This window comes from Serratia liquefaciens (genome assembly GCF_027594825.1).
GTDB lineage: Bacteria > Pseudomonadota > Gammaproteobacteria > Enterobacterales > Enterobacteriaceae > Serratia > Serratia liquefaciens_A.
Genome location: NZ_CP088930.1, coordinates 4,865,909 through 4,884,528, shown reverse-complemented (window position 1 = coordinate 4,884,528; position 18,620 = coordinate 4,865,909). Strand labels below are relative to the sequence as shown.

The 18,620-nt window shown below is 54.8% G+C and carries 19 protein-coding genes and 3 tRNA genes; 9 read left to right on the top strand and 13 right to left on the bottom strand.

What is annotated here, in order from left to right:
- Positions 1-111 precede the first annotated feature (111 nt).
- Together LQ945_RS22520 and LQ945_RS22515 are read left to right on the top strand one after the other, a co-directional pair.
- On the top strand, positions 112-1,254 hold the full coding sequence (locus LQ945_RS22520; protein ID WP_262241142.1) for a MurR/RpiR family transcriptional regulator: 1,143 nt from the start codon (positions 112-114) through the stop codon (positions 1,252-1,254).
- A gap of 244 nt (positions 1,255-1,498) precedes the next feature.
- Entirely contained in the window at positions 1,499-1,729 is a 231-nt protein-coding gene (locus LQ945_RS22515) for a biofilm development regulator YmgB/AriR family protein (protein ID WP_269933840.1), read from the top strand.
- Positions 1,730-2,337: 608 nt separating this feature from the next.
- On the opposite strand, the gene LQ945_RS22510 is transcribed toward LQ945_RS22515, so the two are convergent.
- The 6 genes from LQ945_RS22510 to uvrY form a co-directional block, all read right to left on the bottom strand.
- A tRNA-Leu gene (locus tag LQ945_RS22510) sits at positions 2,338-2,423 on the bottom strand.
- A gap of 10 nt (positions 2,424-2,433) precedes the next feature.
- Positions 2,434-2,507: transfer RNA gene (locus LQ945_RS22505), tRNA-Cys, on the bottom strand.
- Between the two features lie 58 nt (positions 2,508-2,565).
- Positions 2,566-2,641 (bottom strand) — tRNA-Gly (locus tag LQ945_RS22500).
- Between the two features lie 145 nt (positions 2,642-2,786).
- Positions 2,787-3,335, bottom strand: coding sequence for a CDP-diacylglycerol--glycerol-3-phosphate 3-phosphatidyltransferase (gene pgsA / locus LQ945_RS22495; RefSeq protein WP_020826238.1), 549 nt, complete (start codon positions 3,333-3,335; stop codon positions 2,787-2,789).
- A 58-nt stretch (positions 3,336-3,393) separates the two neighbouring features.
- Complete coding sequence (gene uvrC / locus LQ945_RS22490; RefSeq protein WP_262239984.1) at positions 3,394-5,226, bottom strand: excinuclease ABC subunit UvrC; 1,833 nt, start codon at positions 5,224-5,226, stop codon at positions 3,394-3,396.
- A complete protein-coding gene (uvrY, locus tag LQ945_RS22485; protein WP_041414407.1) occupies positions 5,219-5,875 on the bottom strand; it encodes a UvrY/SirA/GacA family response regulator transcription factor in 657 nt (218 codons plus the stop codon). Before uvrY ends, uvrC begins: the two co-directional genes overlap by 8 nt.
- Positions 5,876-6,652: 777 nt before the next feature.
- On the opposite strand from uvrY, the gene LQ945_RS22480 reads away from it, so the two are divergent.
- Together LQ945_RS22480 and LQ945_RS22475 are read left to right on the top strand one after the other, a co-directional pair.
- A complete protein-coding gene (locus tag LQ945_RS22480) occupies positions 6,653-6,877 on the top strand; it encodes a DUF2594 family protein (protein WP_020826235.1) in 225 nt (74 codons plus the stop codon).
- Between the two features lie 112 nt (positions 6,878-6,989).
- A complete protein-coding gene (locus tag LQ945_RS22475; RefSeq protein ID WP_044549716.1) occupies positions 6,990-7,331 on the top strand; it encodes a GlpM family protein in 342 nt (113 codons plus the stop codon).
- A gap of 14 nt (positions 7,332-7,345) precedes the next feature.
- Here LQ945_RS22475 and LQ945_RS22470 read toward each other — a convergent pair whose 3' ends face one another.
- On the bottom strand, positions 7,346-7,777 hold the full coding sequence (locus LQ945_RS22470; protein WP_270101773.1) for a hypothetical protein: 432 nt from the start codon (positions 7,775-7,777) through the stop codon (positions 7,346-7,348).
- Between the two features lie 231 nt (positions 7,778-8,008).
- Complete coding sequence (locus LQ945_RS22465) at positions 8,009-8,323, bottom strand: hypothetical protein (RefSeq protein ID WP_262239986.1); 315 nt, start codon at positions 8,321-8,323, stop codon at positions 8,009-8,011.
- 462 nt (positions 8,324-8,785) lie between these two features.
- On the opposite strand from LQ945_RS22465, the gene LQ945_RS22460 reads away from it, so the two are divergent.
- Positions 8,786-9,142 (top strand): hypothetical protein, encoded by a 357-nt coding sequence (locus tag LQ945_RS22460; RefSeq protein WP_262239987.1) that lies wholly within the window; start codon positions 8,786-8,788, stop codon positions 9,140-9,142.
- A 49-nt stretch (positions 9,143-9,191) separates the two neighbouring features.
- Here the strand turns inward: LQ945_RS22460 and LQ945_RS22455 are convergent, their stop codons facing one another.
- Genes LQ945_RS22455 through LQ945_RS22435 form a run of 5 tightly spaced genes read right to left on the bottom strand, consistent with a single transcriptional unit; the run spans position 9,192 to position 12,979 of the window.
- Positions 9,192-9,347: a hypothetical protein gene (locus LQ945_RS22455; RefSeq protein WP_270101772.1), complete on the bottom strand. Its 156-nt coding sequence runs from the start codon at positions 9,345-9,347 to the stop codon at positions 9,192-9,194.
- 48 nt (positions 9,348-9,395) lie between these two features.
- A complete protein-coding gene (locus tag LQ945_RS22450) occupies positions 9,396-10,658 on the bottom strand; it encodes an NAD(P)/FAD-dependent oxidoreductase (RefSeq protein WP_270101771.1) in 1,263 nt (420 codons plus the stop codon).
- Positions 10,651-10,911, bottom strand: coding sequence for a (2Fe-2S)-binding protein (locus tag LQ945_RS22445; protein ID WP_270101770.1), 261 nt, complete (start codon positions 10,909-10,911; stop codon positions 10,651-10,653). The genes LQ945_RS22450 and LQ945_RS22445 overlap by 8 nt, the downstream gene beginning before the upstream one ends.
- On the bottom strand, positions 10,908-12,032 hold the full coding sequence (locus tag LQ945_RS22440) for an NAD(P)/FAD-dependent oxidoreductase (RefSeq protein ID WP_270101769.1): 1,125 nt from the start codon (positions 12,030-12,032) through the stop codon (positions 10,908-10,910). Before LQ945_RS22440 ends, LQ945_RS22445 begins: the two co-directional genes overlap by 4 nt.
- Positions 12,032-12,979: a 4-hydroxyproline epimerase gene (locus LQ945_RS22435; RefSeq protein ID WP_270101768.1), complete on the bottom strand. Its 948-nt coding sequence runs from the start codon at positions 12,977-12,979 to the stop codon at positions 12,032-12,034. The genes LQ945_RS22440 and LQ945_RS22435 overlap by 1 nt, the downstream gene beginning before the upstream one ends.
- A gap of 388 nt (positions 12,980-13,367) precedes the next feature.
- Between LQ945_RS22435 and LQ945_RS22430 the strand changes: the two genes are divergently transcribed.
- From LQ945_RS22430 to LQ945_RS22415, 4 genes are all read left to right on the top strand, one after another.
- Positions 13,368-14,213 (top strand): AraC family transcriptional regulator, encoded by an 846-nt coding sequence (locus LQ945_RS22430; RefSeq protein ID WP_044549699.1) that lies wholly within the window; start codon positions 13,368-13,370, stop codon positions 14,211-14,213.
- Positions 14,214-14,420: 207 nt separating this feature from the next.
- Positions 14,421-15,341, top strand: a complete 921-nt coding sequence (locus LQ945_RS22425) for a dihydrodipicolinate synthase family protein (RefSeq protein WP_044549698.1) — start codon at positions 14,421-14,423, stop codon at positions 15,339-15,341.
- Positions 15,342-15,398: 57 nt separating this feature from the next.
- Positions 15,399-17,009: an aldehyde dehydrogenase (NADP(+)) gene (locus tag LQ945_RS22420; RefSeq protein WP_270101767.1), complete on the top strand. Its 1,611-nt coding sequence runs from the start codon at positions 15,399-15,401 to the stop codon at positions 17,007-17,009.
- A 44-nt stretch (positions 17,010-17,053) separates the two neighbouring features.
- On the top strand, positions 17,054-18,619 hold the full coding sequence (locus LQ945_RS22415) for an APC family permease (protein ID WP_044549693.1): 1,566 nt from the start codon (positions 17,054-17,056) through the stop codon (positions 18,617-18,619).
- Position 18,620 lies beyond the last annotated feature (1 nt).

Below are 18,620 nucleotides of genomic sequence, written 5' to 3'. Positions count from 1 at the left end.
AAAATTATTTTCATTAGCCTATTCTTATGGTTATCGCTTTATGCCGTGTGAAAAACAGGCTAGTTTGAAGCACAGATCGCCGGTTGGCATTACAGAAGGGACACTGCAGTCATGGATCTCGTTTACCACATTCAGTTTCGCCAGGATCCGTTCAGCCGCCAGGAAGCAAAAGTTGCCCGAGCCATACTGAACAACCCGGGGTTTACTTCAACAGCAACCATTGAGCAATTGGCAGAGCGAGCAGGTGTCAGCACCGAGATCGTCGCTCATTTTGCCCAATCCCTTGGCTGTCAGGATCTTAACGACTTTATCGCGCTAATGCGCACCCAGCCTGCGCTGGCAGCCACCCCGACAGAGGTAGCCCAACCCGTGCTCGGCGGCATGGATATCGCCTTTGCCTCCGCTGCCGGCATCGGCAAACTGCCTGGCGTCAGCTCCGCCACCCTCAGCCGTTTTGCTAAATCCATCGGTTGTGAAGATATTGGCGACATCGTCTATCAGATCCGTGCACGGCAGAACCAGTTCAGTCAGCAGGAAGCCAAAGTCGCACAGACCATTTTGGACGATATCGCCTTCGCTTCCTCCGCCACCATCGAATTGCTGGCCAGCCAGGCGGGGGTCAGCCCGGCCACCATTACCCGCTTTGCCAAAACCATTGGCTGCGACGATATTCGCGATCTGCGCATGAAACTGGCTCAGGCCAGCGTGAGCGGCTCACGCTATTTGACCGCTCAAGCCACGCCCAATGGCCCACCGCGTCTGTGGCTACAGCGCGTAAACGACGTAGAAACCACTTTGCATCAACAGCTGCAGCAAGTAGAACATGCAGCGCTGATCGATGCTTGCCAGCAACTAAGCCAATCCAAAAGCGTGCATATTTTTGGCGTAAACAGCATGGCGCTTTATGCCAATGAGCTGCAACAACGCCTGGTGGGTCTGGGTTACCCCGCTTTTGTCTGCCAGGAGCCTGCGCTGATGCGCATGACGGCCTCCACGCTCAGCACGCAACAGTGCGTGATCCTGCTGTCGATGAGTGGGGAAAACAGCGATTTGCTTAACGCCGCCAAACTGGCCGGTGCCACCGGCGCGTATCGTATCGCCCTGACCCCGGCCGGTACCACGTTGGCCGGGCTGGCGGATAAAGTGTTGCCGCTCAGCGGTGGCAGTACGGCACGCTATGGACTGATGCTGACCCTAGACCTGCTGCTGGCACAGCTATTGCCCGAAAGCCTGGGGACACAGACGGAAGATTGAGCCTCTGCCAGTGCACCGTTGAGGGGACTTTCAGCGCTAAACCCCAGCGCCGCAGCGTTGTCTGAGGTTTTTCCTAATTCGCGGTCTGGACTACAGCTGCCTATTGATAGGAATATTCCTACTACGTTATCGTTAACATTCCACTTAGCTATCAACCTAAGTGAAATTTGCACGACTTTATTTTTTTAATGGCTTCTCTGCCAGCTTCGGCTGGCACTTTAAATTTCACCAGCGGTAAAATTCTATGATCGATTACTCCCTTTACGGTCTCCACGATAGAGATATCGAGACATACCGTGAACAAATATACAGCCTGCTCGGCAAAGGCATTATTCAGGTGCTTTCCGCTAACAAACCCATCAGCAAGCAAAATATTCTCGCCTACCTCATCGCTGAAATCGAAAGGCAACCCGACGAGTACGGTCAGAAACTGCACAGAGCAGCAATCGAGGTTATTGGAATCAATGCTCGCTAAGGAGAAGCATGCGCAAATCGGATCTGTGCGCGATCATTTCCATCGCTGTCGTCGTGGCGGTGATGTGGGTGGCAAACTGCAGTGCGGATAGGCTTCCGCTACTGGGAAGTGGAGGCTAGGCTCTAACGCCTGGAACAGGCAGTATCCGGCGATCGGCACAGCGATCTACCAGCCGGATATGTCTTGATTGGGTTGCCAGCCATAGTTTCAGGCTGGACGCAGGGTTTAGGCTGAAAAAAAGCCGACAATGCGAGCTAACGGCATTCGCCGGTGATCGCATTTTTCCCTTGAGGGCAAACATCGGAGCTTTGCGGGATCACACCCAGAATCGATCCAAAAGACCCTGAACAGCCAGACAGCATGATAATCGCCAATAAAAATAATCCCCCTTTCATCCAACACTCCTTATCTATTGCACTCTTTGGTTATAGATCACTTCTTACCAAGCGTCTTTAAAACTGGCCTTTGCCCGACAACAGGATAACAGTGATAGCAGAAGAATATTATGATGTGATATGACGAAATGGAATTTCAGGCACAAAAAAACCGCCTTCCGGCGGTCACGACATTACTGCTTATTGCTTTGATTATTCTGGAATTTATTTTCCTGGTACCCGGGGCGGGACTTGAACCCGCACAGCCATAAGCCGAGGGATTTTAAATCCCTTGTGTCTACCGATTTCACCACCCGGGCTCGGGAAAATTGGAGGCGCGTTCCGGAGTCGAACCGGACTAGACGGATTTGCAATCCGCTACATAACCGCTTTGTTAACGCGCCTAAATTCTTGTTTGCCTTTATCAGGCTAAAGCTCGTGAAACACCAGCTTCATCAAATTTGGAGCGGGAAACGAGACTCGAACTCGCGACCCCGACCTTGGCAAGGTCGTGCTCTACCAACTGAGCTATTCCCGCATTAATCAGAACTTACTGATTTTTTTGCTATCTTTCGGCAAATCACTGCTGCCGTCTGATGCGATGCATTCTACTTACCTGACGTAATGAGTCAATAAAATTGTTGTCTCATTACGTTCGTTTGACGATTTTTGCATCGCTTTGATCAGGGTTCCAGCAAATCTTTCCGCGCAGCGTTCAAATATTGGAACATTGACCAGAAAGTCAGCACCGCCGCGATGTACAGCAAACCAAAAGACACGTACTCGACGGTACGATCGGGACGCCACAGCAGCCCGACCAGCGACATCATTTGCGCCATGGTTTTGACTTTGCCAATCCAGGACACCGCCACGCTGCTGCGTTTACCGATCTCCGCCATCCACTCACGCAGCGACGAGATGATAATTTCACGGGCAATCATGGTTGCTGCAGGCAAGGTAATCCACCAGGTGTGATAGTGTTCCGCCACCAGCACCAGCGCTACCGCCACCATCACTTTGTCCGCCACCGGGTCGAGGAACGCCCCGAAACGGGTCGTTTGCTTCCAGCGTCGGGCCAGGAAGCCGTCAAACCAGTCGGTTATGGCAGCAAACACAAAGATGACGGCGCAAACCATCGGAGCCCAGGTGAACGGCAGGTAAAATGCCAGAACAAAGAATGGGATCAGAACTACGCGAAACAGAGTAAGCCAAGTCGGTATATTCAATTGCATAATGCTAAGGTAACTATCTGGCTGGAGTGGGAATTAAGAGTATGTTGCTACATTGCCCTCAGTGTTTCAATGCATTGTAGATCTTTTCTGCCAATGCTTGTGAAATACCCGGCACTTTTGCAATTTCCTCAACGCTGGCGTTCAATAATGGTTGAAGTCCGCCCATATACTTCAACAGCACCTGTCGCCGTTTTGGCCCAACGCCGTCGATCAGTTCCAACGCGCTGGTATTCTTTACTTTTGCCCTTCTCTGCCGATGCCCGGTGATCGCATGGTTATGCGAATCATCGCGGATATGCTGGATCACATGCAGCGCCGGTGAATCCGACGGCAAGGCAATGCCCTCACCTTCCGGCACAAAGAACAGCGTCTCCAACCCGGCTTTGCGGTCGGCGCCTTTGGCGATGCCAATCAGCAAGGGTTTGTTTTTATCCCAGGTCACGTTCAGCGAATTGAATACGTCAATCGCCATACCAAGCTGACCTTTACCACCGTCGATAAAAATAACGTCGGGGATTTTTTTCTCTTCCAGGGCTTTGCCATAACGACGCTTCAACACCTGCGCCATCGCGGCATAATCATCCCCAGGGGTAATACCGGTGATATTATAGCGCCGATATTCAGAACGTAGCGGACCATTCGAGTCAAATACCACGCAGGAGGCCACAGTTTGCTCCCCCATGGTGTGGCTGATGTCGAAACACTCCATGCGGTTAATTTCGGTCAGATTGAGCACCTTCGCCAATTCTGCCAGCCGCTGATGGATCGTCGACTGCTGGGAAAGCTTGGTGGTTAGCGCCGTTGCTGCGTTGGTACGGGCCAGTTTAAGGTAGCGCGCGCGATCCCCTCGCGGTTTGCTCTGGATCTGGATTTTCCGGCCGGCCAGTTCTGAAAGCGACTCGGCCAGCAGGTCTTTTTCCGGCAGGGTGAAGTCCAACAGAATTTCCGCCGGCAAGGTGCGCATCTGGCTGCCCTGTAGATAGAACTGCCCGACAAAGGTTTGCACCACTTCGCTCATGTCGGTACCGCCCGGCACTTTCGGGAAGTAACTGCGGCTGCCCAACACTTTCCCCTGACGGATAAACAGCACGTGCAGGCAAGCCATGCCGGACTCGAAAGCTACGCCAATCACATCCAGATCGTCGCTGTTGCCGGAAACGAACTGACGTTCGGTCACCCTGCGTACCGCCTGGATCTGGTCGCGGATGCGCGCCGCTTCTTCAAAGTTCAATGCCTTGCTGGCGTTTTCCATCCTTTCGATCAATTGGTGCAGCACCTGCTGATCTTTACCGGACAGGAACAGGCGCACGTAATCCACCTGCTGCCGGTATTCCTCCTCACTCACCAACCCGGCGACGCAAGGCCCCAGGCAACGCCCAATCTGATATTGGAGGCAAGGACGCGAACGGTTGCGATACACGCTGTTCTCGCACTGGCGTATCGGGAACAATTTCTGCAACAGCGCCAGCGTTTCACGCACGGCATAAGAATTGGGGAAAGGCCCGAAATACTCCCCTTTGGCGTGTTTGGCGCCGCGATGAACCGCCAGCCGTGGGTGGCTATCCGCGCTCAGGAAGATCAACGGGTAAGATTTATCGTCTCGCAAAAGAACATTATATCGTGGCTGGTATAACTTTATGTAGTTATGTTCCAGTAATAGCGCTTCTGTTTCAGTATGAGTAACAGTTACGTCTATTTGAGCGATATTTTTAACCAACGTCTCCGTTTTCCTGCTGCCAACCTGTTGGCGGAAGTAACTGGCGAGACGTTTTTTCAGGTCTTTGGCTTTACCGACGTAGATAACCGTGCCAGTAGCGTCATACATACGGTAGACGCCAGGCTGGCTGGTTACGGTACTGAGAAATGCTTTGGCATCAAAACGGTCACTCACTGCTTAACAACGTCTCCGCATTGAACAATCCGTGTCGGATAGCCAGGTGTGTCAATTCGACGTCACCGCTGATATTCAGCTTGCTGAACATGCGGTAACGGTAACTGTTCACCGTTTTCGGGCTGAGACTCAGCTGTTCCGAGATCTCGTTAACTTTTTTGCCTTTGGTGATCATCAGCATGATCTGCAGTTCGCGCTCAGACAGGCAGCTGAACGGGGTTTCCGTCTGCGGCTCCAACTGGCTCAACGCCATCTGTTGTGCGATATCGGACGCGATATAACGCTGCCCGGCCTGCACCGTACGAATGGCATTCACCACATCCTGCGGCGCCGCACCCTTGCTGAGATAACCTGCGGCTCCGGCCTGCATCACCTTAGCCGGCAAGGGATTTTCAGTGTGAATAGTCAGCATGATGACTTTAACGTCGGGCGCATAGCGTACAATTTTGCGCGTGGCTTCCAGCCCGCCAATACCCGGCATGTTCATATCCATAAGAACGATATCTACAGCATTGCCACGGCACCATTTCACGGCGTCTTCACCGCACTGGGCCTCCCCGACAACTTTTATACCTTTGATATCTTCAAGAATGCGTCGTATCCCTGCGCGCACCAGTTCGTGGTCATCAACAAGAAGAACGCTAATCAAGGAAAAATCTCCAAAAAGAAGGGAGTAACGCAATCAGCCTTTGTTATAGCCTGCGATATTACTTGTTTTTCTGCCAAGAATGAACACAGATTAATACTTACTTCCGATTAACTTTGCGCAGTGGGCCAGATTTTTGAATTTTAGTCACTCAGGTCGCCTGATAAAACCCTTGTTTGCAGATAAAAAGCCGTCGATGTCAATATTACCCCGATTGAACCGGGCCCCATGGGACTGCGACAATCCCGAAGCGAAGGTAAAATCAGTGTAAGCAATCGCAACACGGATAATATTAACACTAACACAACAAGATTGTAATCCATTGAAATAGAACAACATAGCAAATTGGTTTTTATCTTCCTCAGCAAGAATCATTGCGCAAAGAAATTACTTGCTCCAGACGTCTATGAGACGCCAGGGTTGATGATTTAAATAACCCTGACAAGTTAACAATAACCCGACAGGCAAATACTTATTAACTCGTAAAAAATAACTTGTCTATTATTCCTCGGCGGCTCCGGTACCAAACTACCAACAGTCTATTCAATAATCACTAGTCAGTATGCACTATAATGTGGAAGTTGATAAAACCGCGATCGATGCCACGTTAGCCATACCTACACGGATATCGCGCTATCGGTACAGATGGATATCTGCATACTATGCTATACTCCGCGCCCAGTTAAATACGCATCTGCACGTCTGGTTGAATGAAACCGGTGCGGGTGCGCATCACAAAGCACATTGTTTCAGGCTTCGGCCTCAAAATCAGGAGAGAAAATGAGCAACGTTGACTTTACTACGTCTGCAAACCCGGAAACGCTGGCGACAGAAGTCGCCTGTCTTAAAGCCACGCTGACGCTGATCCTGAAATCGATCGGCCAGGCCGACGCCGGGAAAGTCATTATCAACATGGAACGCTTTATCGCGCAGATTGAAGATCCGACCCAGGCCGAAATCTTTAAAAACAGCATTCAGCAGATTAAGCACGCCTACCGCCAATAAGCTATCCCCTCCGGCCTGCCGTCACCGCGGGCCCGTTCCACCCCCAGCCTCCTGATGATTGATCACCCTGGTTATTTCAGGCAATGTGTTTTTATTTACGCCAGAGAGACATATGGGCATCGTGGTAAAAGCGCTGATTGGCGCACTGGTGGTGGTACTCATTGGCCTGCTTGCCAAAAGCCGCAGCTACTATATCGCCGGTCTGGTGCCGTTGTTCCCGACCTTCGCACTGATTGCCCATTACATCGTCGGCAGCGAACGCTCGATCGAAGCGTTGAGAACCACGCTGATTTTCGGCATGTGGGCCGTTTTACCCTATCTGGTGTATCTGATTTCGCTGTATTTCTTTATCAACAGCATGAGATTGTCCTGGGCGCTGGCCGCAGCGGTATTGTGTTGGATCGCGGCGGCCTGGCTTTTGATTACCCTGTGGGGATGGTGGCAGGGGCGTTGAGTGCCCCACCAGACTTACGGCCTGCCGGCCTGCAGAACAAACCCGCGCTGCATATCTCCCGCCACGCGGAAATAGCGGCTTTCGCCGGCACGCAACGTCATCGGTAACCGGCCGCTGGTATCGCGCCAGATGCACAGACTGTTTTCGATCATATCCTGCCCAATGCTGATTTCATTATTGCCGACCGGCACCCGGAATTCGGCCTTTTCTTTCGCCGCCAGCGACGCAGCAAACTCCCCGTTGATATAAACCCCGGTTCGGCAACTGCCAGCCAACATCCCACTGTCACGTACCACCACTATCGTGGCAAAAGGGGTCTGCGGCATATTCTGATAAAGCAACAGCCGGCTAGGAGGCGCTAATTCGGCCTGTTGTAGCGGAACAGACTGCGTGGCGCAGCCAGACAACAGCACGGTGGTAACAAGTAACGCGGCGTAATGCTTCATCCTGAGCTCCTGGGGAAAACCAACTTTTATAGTAGCAACACAATAGCCTGCGGCTATAGCGCCAGAGCATCATCAATGAAAAAATAGGATAACTTACCGTATACCCAAGCTAATCGTAAAGGCCATGCGCTTACCTTCACCGGCCGTGATGCTGTTCGGCCAAAACTGCCGGCTGACATAAGAAAATTCCGTAGTTAGAATACTGAAATGAATAAGATTTTTATAATCCCTTTAAAGTTTGACCATACGTTTTTGAATGTCTTCTCGAAAGGCACCGCCCACAAAATTAAAACCATCCTCAGTCACATAAACGCGTGAGTAACCATTCTCTGATAACGTCGTCACCATGTAACCCGCACTGATCATCTCTGTAGAAGGCGCATTCATCAGCGTGAGAAAGCCGCGCCCCCGGCACCATTGATAAAAACGAGTACGACCATAACCAAATGAATCCCCGACATCGGAAAGGTTTCTTAACCTGTCACAATCTTCTGATAATGAAGGTAAATCAGCACTGTCTTTAGGTACTTCAGATTTATTCGCCAAAATAAAACTCCCTTTAACATCTTCATCATCATGACAACTGCTTCTCGATCCTGAATCTAAAAAATTTACACATGAATTGCAATCGTATTACCGGCAAATTGAATAATAGTTTTATTTTCTATAATTCATAAAAAGCAATAGAAGAAACCCTATTCTAATTCATGACTCTTCAAATACCCTTGCGTTACCAATAATAAGAATTAATCTTTAGGTAAATATCTTAAAGAAATAGAATCAATACGCACCCAATGAAAGTTAGCAGGTACATTATAACAATGGGTACTATTTCATTATTAGAAATGACGTTTTCAGCCCTGCACTGTCGGTATTACATCAACCTCGCCTAAACAATAACTATTATCATTTCCAATTTTAACATCAGTTTATTACACTCATGCCCTCTCTCGCCTAGGAAGATTCTTAGCGTGTGAATACAGGATGAAAGGAAGAGTTAGGGATACCATGAAGACGTTTAGTTTTTTGATTATATTGCCATTAATGACATTGACTGCCTGTACCCAGTGGGAAAAGCCTGGCGCAAGCAGCACCACTCGCGAGGCCGACTATGCCGAATGCAAAGGGCGTGGTTATGAACGCTTTCCGCCCGATGTGGTGAGAGATTTTGAATTTAGCTACGAGAACCAATACCAGACCTGCGAGAAAAACAAGAAGGACTGCCCGGCAGGCTACCGTTACGATAAGCAGCCTTCGTTTAAAACAGTGCAGAACGATCGTAACGAAGATGCACGATCGGCAACCATTCAGGCATGTATGTATGGGAAAGGCTGGCACGAGAAAACCTATTATTGGCCACAGTAGCCGTAATAACAGCGGCGCGGCCGGCACATCGCCTCACGCGCCACTGAGTTCACTCATCATCACCGTGCGGCATGCCGGTCCTGGGTTTTCGCTTGTCCCCTTCCGGCTTTTTATCTTTTGCGGCCGATAGCGCCCGGCCAATCAACCACAACAATAGCGGCATCAACAGCAGGCACAGCCCCAGCGTGATCAATGCATTTATCATCCGTTATCCGCCCGATTTGTCCGGTCATCTTGCCTGAGTGTAGCAGGCTTATTGGTCAGTCTCGATGCCGTTCAATCGCGCCAGGGTTTCGACCCTTACCGGCGTCAGCGGTATCCGCGGAGCCGGTAGCGGCCAGCCAAGCAAATGACGCACCGCCGTCGCGCAAATCTTCCCCTGACAAGCCCCCATGCCACAGCGACTGCTCAGCTTGGCCGTCGTCCAGTCAGGAAAGCCGCTTAGCTGGCTTAAGGAAACATCTTCACAACGGCACACCAGGGTTTGCGGTTGCGCCAACGCTTTCAATGCGGGATCCAACGCAAAAGTCTGTGCCACGGCATCGGCAAATCGCCGCCATTGATCACGTTGCCGCATTAATCCCTTCGCCCGTTGTTGATTGCCGGTGGCGACATACCCGGCAATCGTCCCTTCCGTCAGCGCCAGCTCGCTGCCCCCTATTCCGGTACATTCACCGGCGGCATAAATTTTCGGCTGGCTGGTCTGCTGGTTATCGTCCACGGCAACGGCGTCATCATAAAGGCGGCAGCCCAGCAGCATCGCCAGTTCGACGTTCGCTACCAGGCCAAAACCGCAGGCCAGGCGTTCACAGGCCAGCGTCGCCACTCGAGTGCCAGTCTGCAGCCGTATCGCCGTCAACCGTTGATCACCTATTGCTTCCAGCACAAAGCTGCCAGGGCGGTAATGGCGGTTGATCAGGGTAAATGACTGGCGTAACTTGGCCGGCCAACGCCACAACCCGCCGGCAAACGCCGTCAGGCGCGTGGCGGAGGCCTGTTCTGCTACCCTCACCACTTCTCCTCCGGCCTTGATCACGCTGTTGGCCACCGCCAGCAGTAACGGGCCACTGCCGGCAATCGCCACCCGCTCCCCTTTGATCGGCAATCCCTGTTTGATCTGCGCCTGCAGCCCACCGGCACCGGTCACGCCAGGCAATGTCCAGCCGGGAAACGGCAATAGCAACTCACGCGCGCCACAGCACAAGATCAATGTTTGATAGTCCACCACTCCGCTGCCTGTCGCATCTTCGTAGAGCATTTTCTGCGGCCCACACTGAGCGATAATCTTCATCCCATTAAGCAAGGTCAGATTACTCGGGGCCTCCACACCCTGCCGATACCAATGTGCCAATGCCGGTAATACCACGTTGGGTCCGTCACGCCAGATCTGCCCGCCCGGCCGCAGGTTATCGTCAAGTACCAGCACTGACTGGCCACTTTCTGCCGCCGCGCGGGCCGCCGCTAGCCCGGCCGGGCCAGCACCGATAACCAGCACATCGCACACGAGGTCACTCATTCTCCGTCCTCTCAATCTGCATTCCCGGCTGACAGAGCGTCTGGCATGCCAGTCGCCGCAAGCCATTTACGGTCACGCGGCACTCCTGGCAGACCCCCATGCCGCAAAACGGCGTGCGCGCTTGTCCGCTGACCGAAACACGACAGCTGTCCTCACCCCTCAGACTGAGCGCCGCCGCCACGCTAACCCCTTCCGGAACCCAGAGGCTTTCACCGTTAAGGGTCACCCTCAGCTGATTCTGTTTTTGGCTCATACCGCTAACGCCTCCGTACTGAACATGCGTGCAGCCAAATAAGGCGTGTCGTCAATCGCCGGGCGATGATGGAGGATCTGCGCAGCAATCAGCTCAGCACTGCCCAACGCGGTGGTGACGCCTAACCCTTCGTGCCCCAGCGCCAGCCACAGCCAGCGGTGTTGCGGATGCGGGCCCAACAGCGGCAAACCGTCGGCGGAGGCGGCACGCTGGCCGGTCCAACAGCGAATGACGTTCATCTGTGCCAGCGTGGGCAGAAAAGCGTTGGCACGCGCCAACATTGCGGCCAGCAACGGCAAATCGATGTCACTGTCAGGAGCATCAAACTGGCGAGAAGAGCCGATCAGCAACTGGCCCGTTGGGCGCGCCTGAACGTTAAACGCCACCGAAGTCCCGTCGCTGGCGTGGGCGCTGGCCCCATAGCCCAATTCAACCAACTGATGATGGATCCTTTGCGGATAGCGATCGGTAATCGCCAACTGCCCTTTCTTGGCCCGCAGTAGGGGCTGTTCCAGCAACCCGTTGGCCTGCAGACCGCAGGCCAACACCACTACAGGTGCCGTCAGACATTCACCGCTCGCCAGCACGACGGCCCGATCTTCCAACGCACAAGCCTCCCCGGTAATGATTCTGATTGCCGATCCGGCGTCGCTCACCAGCCAGCGGGCCACATTAGGCGCATAAACAATGCCATCGCCCGGCACTCGCAGTCCGCCCGCCAAACCGGGGCGTAGCATAGGTTCCAGGCCCGCCACCTGTGCGGCGCTTTGCATTTCGCCGGTCACGCCATACTCCGCCATACGCTGGAGCTTGGCTTCGGCAATCGCCATTTCATCGTCCCGCTCTGCCAGCCACAGCGTACCGCAGCCACGCCAGGCGCAGTTTTCCGGCATTCTCGCCACCAAGCTGCGCCACAGCTGCAGCGAGTAGGCGCTTAAGGCCAGCTCGGCAGGGTTGTCGTCCATACACACCAAATGGCCCATGCCTGCGGCGGTCGCACCGGCGCGCTGATTATCCACCAGCAGCACCTGCAGCCCTTGTTGCGCCAGACGCCAGGCACAGGCGGCACCAATAATACCGGCCCCCACCACAATCGCTTCAGCAGGCCTGTCGGCAGCCATCAGCGGATACCCCAAACGAAAGGGTCACGCTCATCCAACAGCAGTTGGCTGTCAGCGCACACATAGGCTTGCCCACGGATAAACGGCGTCACGCGATCGCCGTTGCGTTGGTAATAACCGCTGAACTGACTGCCGATCACGCTCGCCTGACGCCAGATCTCACCCGGTTGCAGCTTGCCGTCAGCCGCCAGACAGGCCAGTTTTGCGCTGGTGCCCGTCCCGCACGGCGAGCGGTCATAGGCTTTACCCGGGCAAAGCACGAAGTTACGGCTGTCCGCCTGCGGATCGGCAGCGAACAGTTCAATATGGTCGATAACCCCGCCGTCTTCGCCATAAATCCCCGCAGACTCCAGCGCCACCCGCACCGCCCAACAAAAAGCGGTGAGCGCGTCCAGGTTTTGCGTATCGATCGCCAGCTGATGTTCACTGATAAGGAAAAACCAGTTCCCGCCCCAGGCAATATCACCCACCACCGGGCCATAACCGCTCACCTCCACCCTTACCTGTCGGCGGTAACGATAGGCCGGTACGTTTTCCACCGTCACGCTGCCATCCTCATGCAGCCTGGCATTGACCGTGCCGACAGGCGTTTCAATCAGGTGATCCCCCACGCCAATTCGCCCCAGATAGGCCAATGAGGCCACCAGGCCAATGGTGCCGTGGCCGCACATGCCCAAATAGCCGGCGTTGTTGAAAAAAATCACCCCGGCGGCGGCCTGTGGCGAACAGGGCTGGCAGAGTAGAGCCCCGACCAGGACATCATTGCCGCGCGGCTCCAGAATGATGGCACTGCGCCAGTCGTCATACTCTTGGGCGAATCGGATTTTGCGCTCCGCCATACTGCCGGTACCCAAATCGGGAAACCCATCGATGATCAACCGGGTGGGTTCACCGGCGGTATGGGAATCGATCGCCCGCAGCGCGGTGAAATGCGAAGAAAGTGCCATCGGAGCCTCCTGAGTTAATGAAATGTTACCGATGACATTAGCCTGACCGAATCTGCCGATCGCCGCTTGATGCATTTCGGCTCGGCGCATGCAGAAATCAGCACAGTCCTTAATTGGATATCCGGTTAGCGCCGAACAGAGAAAAGTGAGCAACCATAATAATGAGTTATTTATCAATTTGTTACTTTCATGCTATCTCTAGACCGGTGCGAAAGAGGTCATTTTTTCTGTATGGAATACGTCACGGAGGGAAAAAGTTTGCGGTGATCCGCATAATTGAAGGCTCCGCTTGAAAAGTTATAGGAAAGTTAATATTGATGAGGCGCGTTAAAGATGGCCGACCTGGCCACTCCAGATTCTGTGCCATTCAGCGGGAAAAGGTATTGCCATGCGATTAACTCAACACCACCAGGTTATCACTGACACCCGGCCCGCTTTCGATGAACAGGAAGATGATGCGTTCGCCGTTGAACAGCTTTCCCGCTGGTGTGATGGCCTGGCACAGCAACGGCCGAATACTCTGCGCGATCTGCTGAATTCACTGGCGTTGATCGCCCCGCTGCTCAATGCCATACCCAACGTGGTGTTCTTCATCAAAGACGTGCAAGCCCGTTATCTGTTCGCCAATCTGACGCTGGCCAAACGCTGTGGGTTTAAAACCGTCGCGCCGTTGCTGGGCAAAACCTCGGCGGACGTTTTCCCGGCCCAGCTCGGATCGGGGTATACCGAGCAGGATCTGCGCGTGCTGCGCCACGGGGAGCTGATCCAGGATCAACTGGAAATGCACTTGTATAACGGCCGCGAGACCGGTTGGTGTCTGACGCAAAAGCTGGCGCTGTACGACGCGCAGGGCAAAATCATCGGCATGGCCGGCATTTCGCACGATCTGCAGGAAGCCAAGGCCAATCACCCAGCCTATCAACGGCTGGCGGCCATCGATGTCTACATTCGCCAGCATTACGCCCGACCGATCGCACTTGAGGAACTGACGGCGCTCACGGCACTTTCTGTGGCGCAGATTGAACGTTACTGCAAACGTATTTTTCATCTCACCCCACGCCAGATGATCCACAAGGTGCGGCTGGAAAAAGCCACCGAACTGCTGGCCGGTGATATGCCTATTACCGACATCGCCTTGCAGTGCGGCTACACCGATCACAGCGCATTCAGCCGCCAATTCAAAGCCATGACCGGTTCAACACCGCGCGATTTCCGCACCACCATCACTCTTTAACGCGCTGATTTATATAATTAAAAAAATCGCCATGGTGCCTTATGCATCAGGCTCCCTCTCGTCTGCAGTCCCGCCTTACTGTGCCAATTTCGTCATGGCATTCGGCGAAAACCGTCAAGCCCCTGCGAACAATACAGGTCAATCTGTGATTGTATTTTACCAATAATTCACCATTGATTAACAAACTTGGACGACAGGAAAAACACTATGAGCCATAAAGCCATTAGCTGGAGCGGCGTATTCCCGGCGGTCAGCACCCAGTTCCGCAGCGATTTTTCTCTGGATCTCGACGCCACCCATACGGTGATCAAAAACCTGGTCAAAGACGGCGTTTCGGGCCTGGTGGTGTGCGGCACCGTGGGTGAAAACACCTCGCTGACCGTTCAGGAAAAACTGTCGGTGATTGAAGTGGCACGCGACGCAGCTCAGGGTCAGGTCCCGGTGATTGCCGGTATCGCCGAGTTCACCACCGCCTTTGCGCGCAATATGGCGCGCGAAGCCCAAAAGGTCGGCGTCGACGGTATCATGGTGATGCCGGCGTTAGTCTATTCAGCCAAACCCCATGAAACCGCAACGCATTTTCGCAGCGTCGCTACCGCCACCGATCTGCCGATCATGGTCTACAACAACCCGCCAATTTATAAAAACGACGTGACGCCGGACATCCTGACGTCATTGGTCGATTGCGAAAATATCGTCTGCTTCAAGGACTCCTCCGGCGACACCCGTCGCTTTATCGATTTGCGCAATGAAGTGGGCGATCGCTTTGTGCTGTTCGCCGGGTTGGATGACGTGGTGCTGGAAAGCATCGCCGTCGGCGCCGAAGGCTGGATCTCCGGCATGTCCAACGCCTTCCCGCGTGAAGGCGAAACCCTGTTCCGTCTGGCGAAGCAAAAACGCTTCGAGGAGGCGCTGGCATTGTACAGCTGGTTTATGCCGCTGCTGCATTTGGATGCGCGTCCCGATCTGGTGCAGTGCATCAAGCTGTGTGAAGAGTTGGTGGGTCGCGGCAGCGCCATTACCCGCCCGCCACGCCTGGCATTGCAGGGCGATACCCTGGCCGAGGTCACAGCAGTGGTCAATAAAGCGCTGGCCAACCGCCCTGCGCTGCCGGATGTCGGCCTCTGATCGCCACTCACGCCCGGCGACCTGCCGGGCTATGTCACTGACCCAACGGGGGAACCCATGCCCAACGCCCATACCATCAGCGGCCAACAGTTTATCGGCGGTCAACGCCGTGCCAGCGGCGAGGCCCAGCTTGTCAGCCTGCGCGCCGACAACGGCCTGCCGACCGGCCACGTTTTTTTCTCGGCCAGTCACGAAGAAGCCGCCGCCGCCGCCGATGCCGCCGCACAAGCATTCACGGCCTATTCTCAGCTCAGCGCCGAGCGTCGAGCCGACTTTCTTGAGGCCATTGCCGAGCAATTAGACGCTCTGGATGAGGATTTCTTCGGCTACGCCATGCAGGAAACCGCCCTGCCGTTAGCCCGACTGAGCGGTGAACGGGCCAGAACCAGCGGCCAGATGCGACTGTTTGCCACCCTGCTGCGCCGTGGTGATGTGCATGGCGTGCGCATAGACAGCGCATTACCTCAACGAACGCCGCTGCCCCGCCCGGATCTGCGGCAGTATCGCACCGCCCTCGGGCCCGTAGCGGTCTTTGGCGCCAGCAATTTCCCATTGGCATTCTCCACCGCCGGCGGAGACACTGCGGCCGCGTTGGCCGCAGGTTGTCCGGTGGTGTTCAAGGCGCACAGCGGCCATATGATCACGGCAGAACTGACCGCGCTAGCCATCGAACGGGCAAGAGAACAACAGCAGATCCCGGCAGGGGTTTTCAACATGATTTACGGGGAGCGCATTGGCGCGGAGCTGGTGCAGCATCCGGCCATTCAGGCAGTGGGTTTCACCGGATCGCTACGGGGCGGCCGGGCCTTGTTCGATTTGGCCCAGCGGCGCGCCCAACCGATCCCGGTATTTGCCGAGATGTCGAGCATCAACCCGCTGATCATTATGCCGCAGGCTTTAGCTCGCCGTGGGCAGCAGATCGCCCGCGAGCTGGTCGCATCCTTCACCCTAGGCTGCGGCCAGTTCTGCACCAAACCAGGGCTTATCATCGGGCAACACGGCGAAGCATTCAGCGAATTTGTGCGCGAACTGAGCGCGCAGGTCAACGCCGCACCTGCGCAAGCCATGCTCAATGCCGGCTCGCTGGCTAATTATCGCCACGGGTTAGCCTCCCTTGATGAGCAAAACGGTATCCGTCACCTGGCCGGTCACCGCGAACAGCGCCCGCATTTAGCCACGGCGCAGCTCTATCAAGCCGATCTCGATTTGCTGCTCAGCGGAAACCCGCTGCTGCAAGAGGAAGTGTTTGGCCCGGCAGCCATTCTGGTGGCAGTGGAAGATCATAGGCAGTTGGTCGCCGCACTGGACAGCCTGCAGGGGCAACTGACCGCCACGCTGCTGACAGAAAATGAGGATCTGACTGATGCAGAACCGCTGGCCCAACGGCTGACCCAAAAAGCGGGACGGGTCTTGTTCAACGGCTATCCGACCGGGGTAGAGGTCTGCGATGCCATGGTGCACGGCGGCCCTTATCCGGCCACCAGCGACGCACGCGGAACTTCGGTGGGTACGCTGGCTATTGAACGTTTTCTGCGCCCGGTCTGTTTGCAGAATTACCCTGCGGCGCTGCTGCCCCCGCAGCTGCAAGACAGCAATCCGCTGGGCCTGCTGCGGCTGGTTAACGGGATTTATACCCGTGATCCTCTTCGCTCACCTGCCAACGACTAACCAAATCGCATCTGTCTGCCACCTAATAACAAAAGGGTCATTCCATGACAACCCAAGGCAAATTCAAGAAGCAGCTTACGCTCACCGATCTGACGTTTATCGGCCTGGGCGCAATCTTTGGTTCCGGCTGGCTGTTCGCCGCCAGCCACGTCTCTTCCATTGCCGGCCCGGCCGGTATTTACTCCTGGCTGATCGGCGGTCTGGCCGTATTGCTGCTCGGCATTGTCTATTGTGAGCTGGGCGCAGCGCTGCCGCGCGCCGGCGGTATTATCCGCTACCCGGTGTTTTCCCACGGTGAACTGATGGGCTATCTACTGGGCTTTATTACCCTGATCGCGTTCTCCAGCCTGATCTCCATTGAGATCGTGGCCGCCCGCCAGTACGCCGCCGCCTGGTTTCCTTTTTTGAGCCAACCGGGATCCGGCGATCCGACGCTGATCGGCTGGCTGGTCCAACTGTTGCTGCTGTGTTTTTTCTTTGCGCTGAACTACTACAGCGTCAAAACCTTTGCCAAATCCAACAACCTGATCAGCGTGATTAAATTCGTGGTGCCGCTGTTGGTGATCGTCGTACTGTTCAGTTTCTTCAAACCCGAAAACTTCCATAGCCAGGGGTTTGCTCCCTTTGGCTCCGCCGGCGTCGAGGCCGCTATATCCGCCGGGGGGATTATTTTCGCCTACCTGGGCCTGACGCCGATTATCTCGGTTGCCAGCGAGGTGCAAAACCCGCAGCGCACCATTCCTATTGCGCTGATCCTGTCGGTCGTGTTGTCTACGCTCATTTACGTGCTGCTGCAGGTGGCTTTCCTCGGCAGTATTCCCAGCGAGATGCTGAGCGGCGGCTGGGCCGGGATCAGCCAGCAATTTTCGCTGCCCTACCGTGATATCGCCATCACCCTGGGCATGGGCTGGCTGGCTTTTCTGGTGGTGAGCGATGCGATTATCTCGCCGAGCGGCACCGGCAACATTTACATGAACGCCACACCACGGGTGGTATACGGTTGGGCGCGCGCCGGCACCTTCTTTAAAATATTCACTCGCGTCGACGGCGAGTCCGGCATTCCGCGTCCTGCTCTCTGGCTGACTTTCGGCTTGTCGATCTTCTGGACGCTGCCCTTCCCTTCATGGGAGAAGCTGATCGGTGTGGTTTCCGCCGCGCTGGTCCTGAGTTACGCCATTGCGCCGGTCACCGCCGCCGGCCTGCGCCGCAACGCCCCTGACCTGCCTCGGCCATTTTTCGTGCGCGGTTTCTGCGTGCTCGGCCCGGTGTCATTTATCATCTCGGCGCTGATCGTCTACTGGTCCGGTTGGAACACCGTGTCCTGGCTGCTCGGCCTGCAAATTCTGATGTTCGTGGTTTATATCCTGTTCAAAAACAAGGTGCCGACCCACGCCGTCAGCCTCAGGCAGCAGGTTTGGTCTTCGCTGTGGCTGATTGCCTTCTATGCGCTGATTATCATCGCTTCCTACCTCGGCAGTTTTGGCGGTATCAACGCTATTGGTCACCCATGGGACACCATCACCGTGGCGGTCATTGCGCTGGCGATTTACTACTGGGGCGCCTATACCTGTTTGCCTCGGGCGAATTTTGCCGGTGATGAAGAAGAGTAAA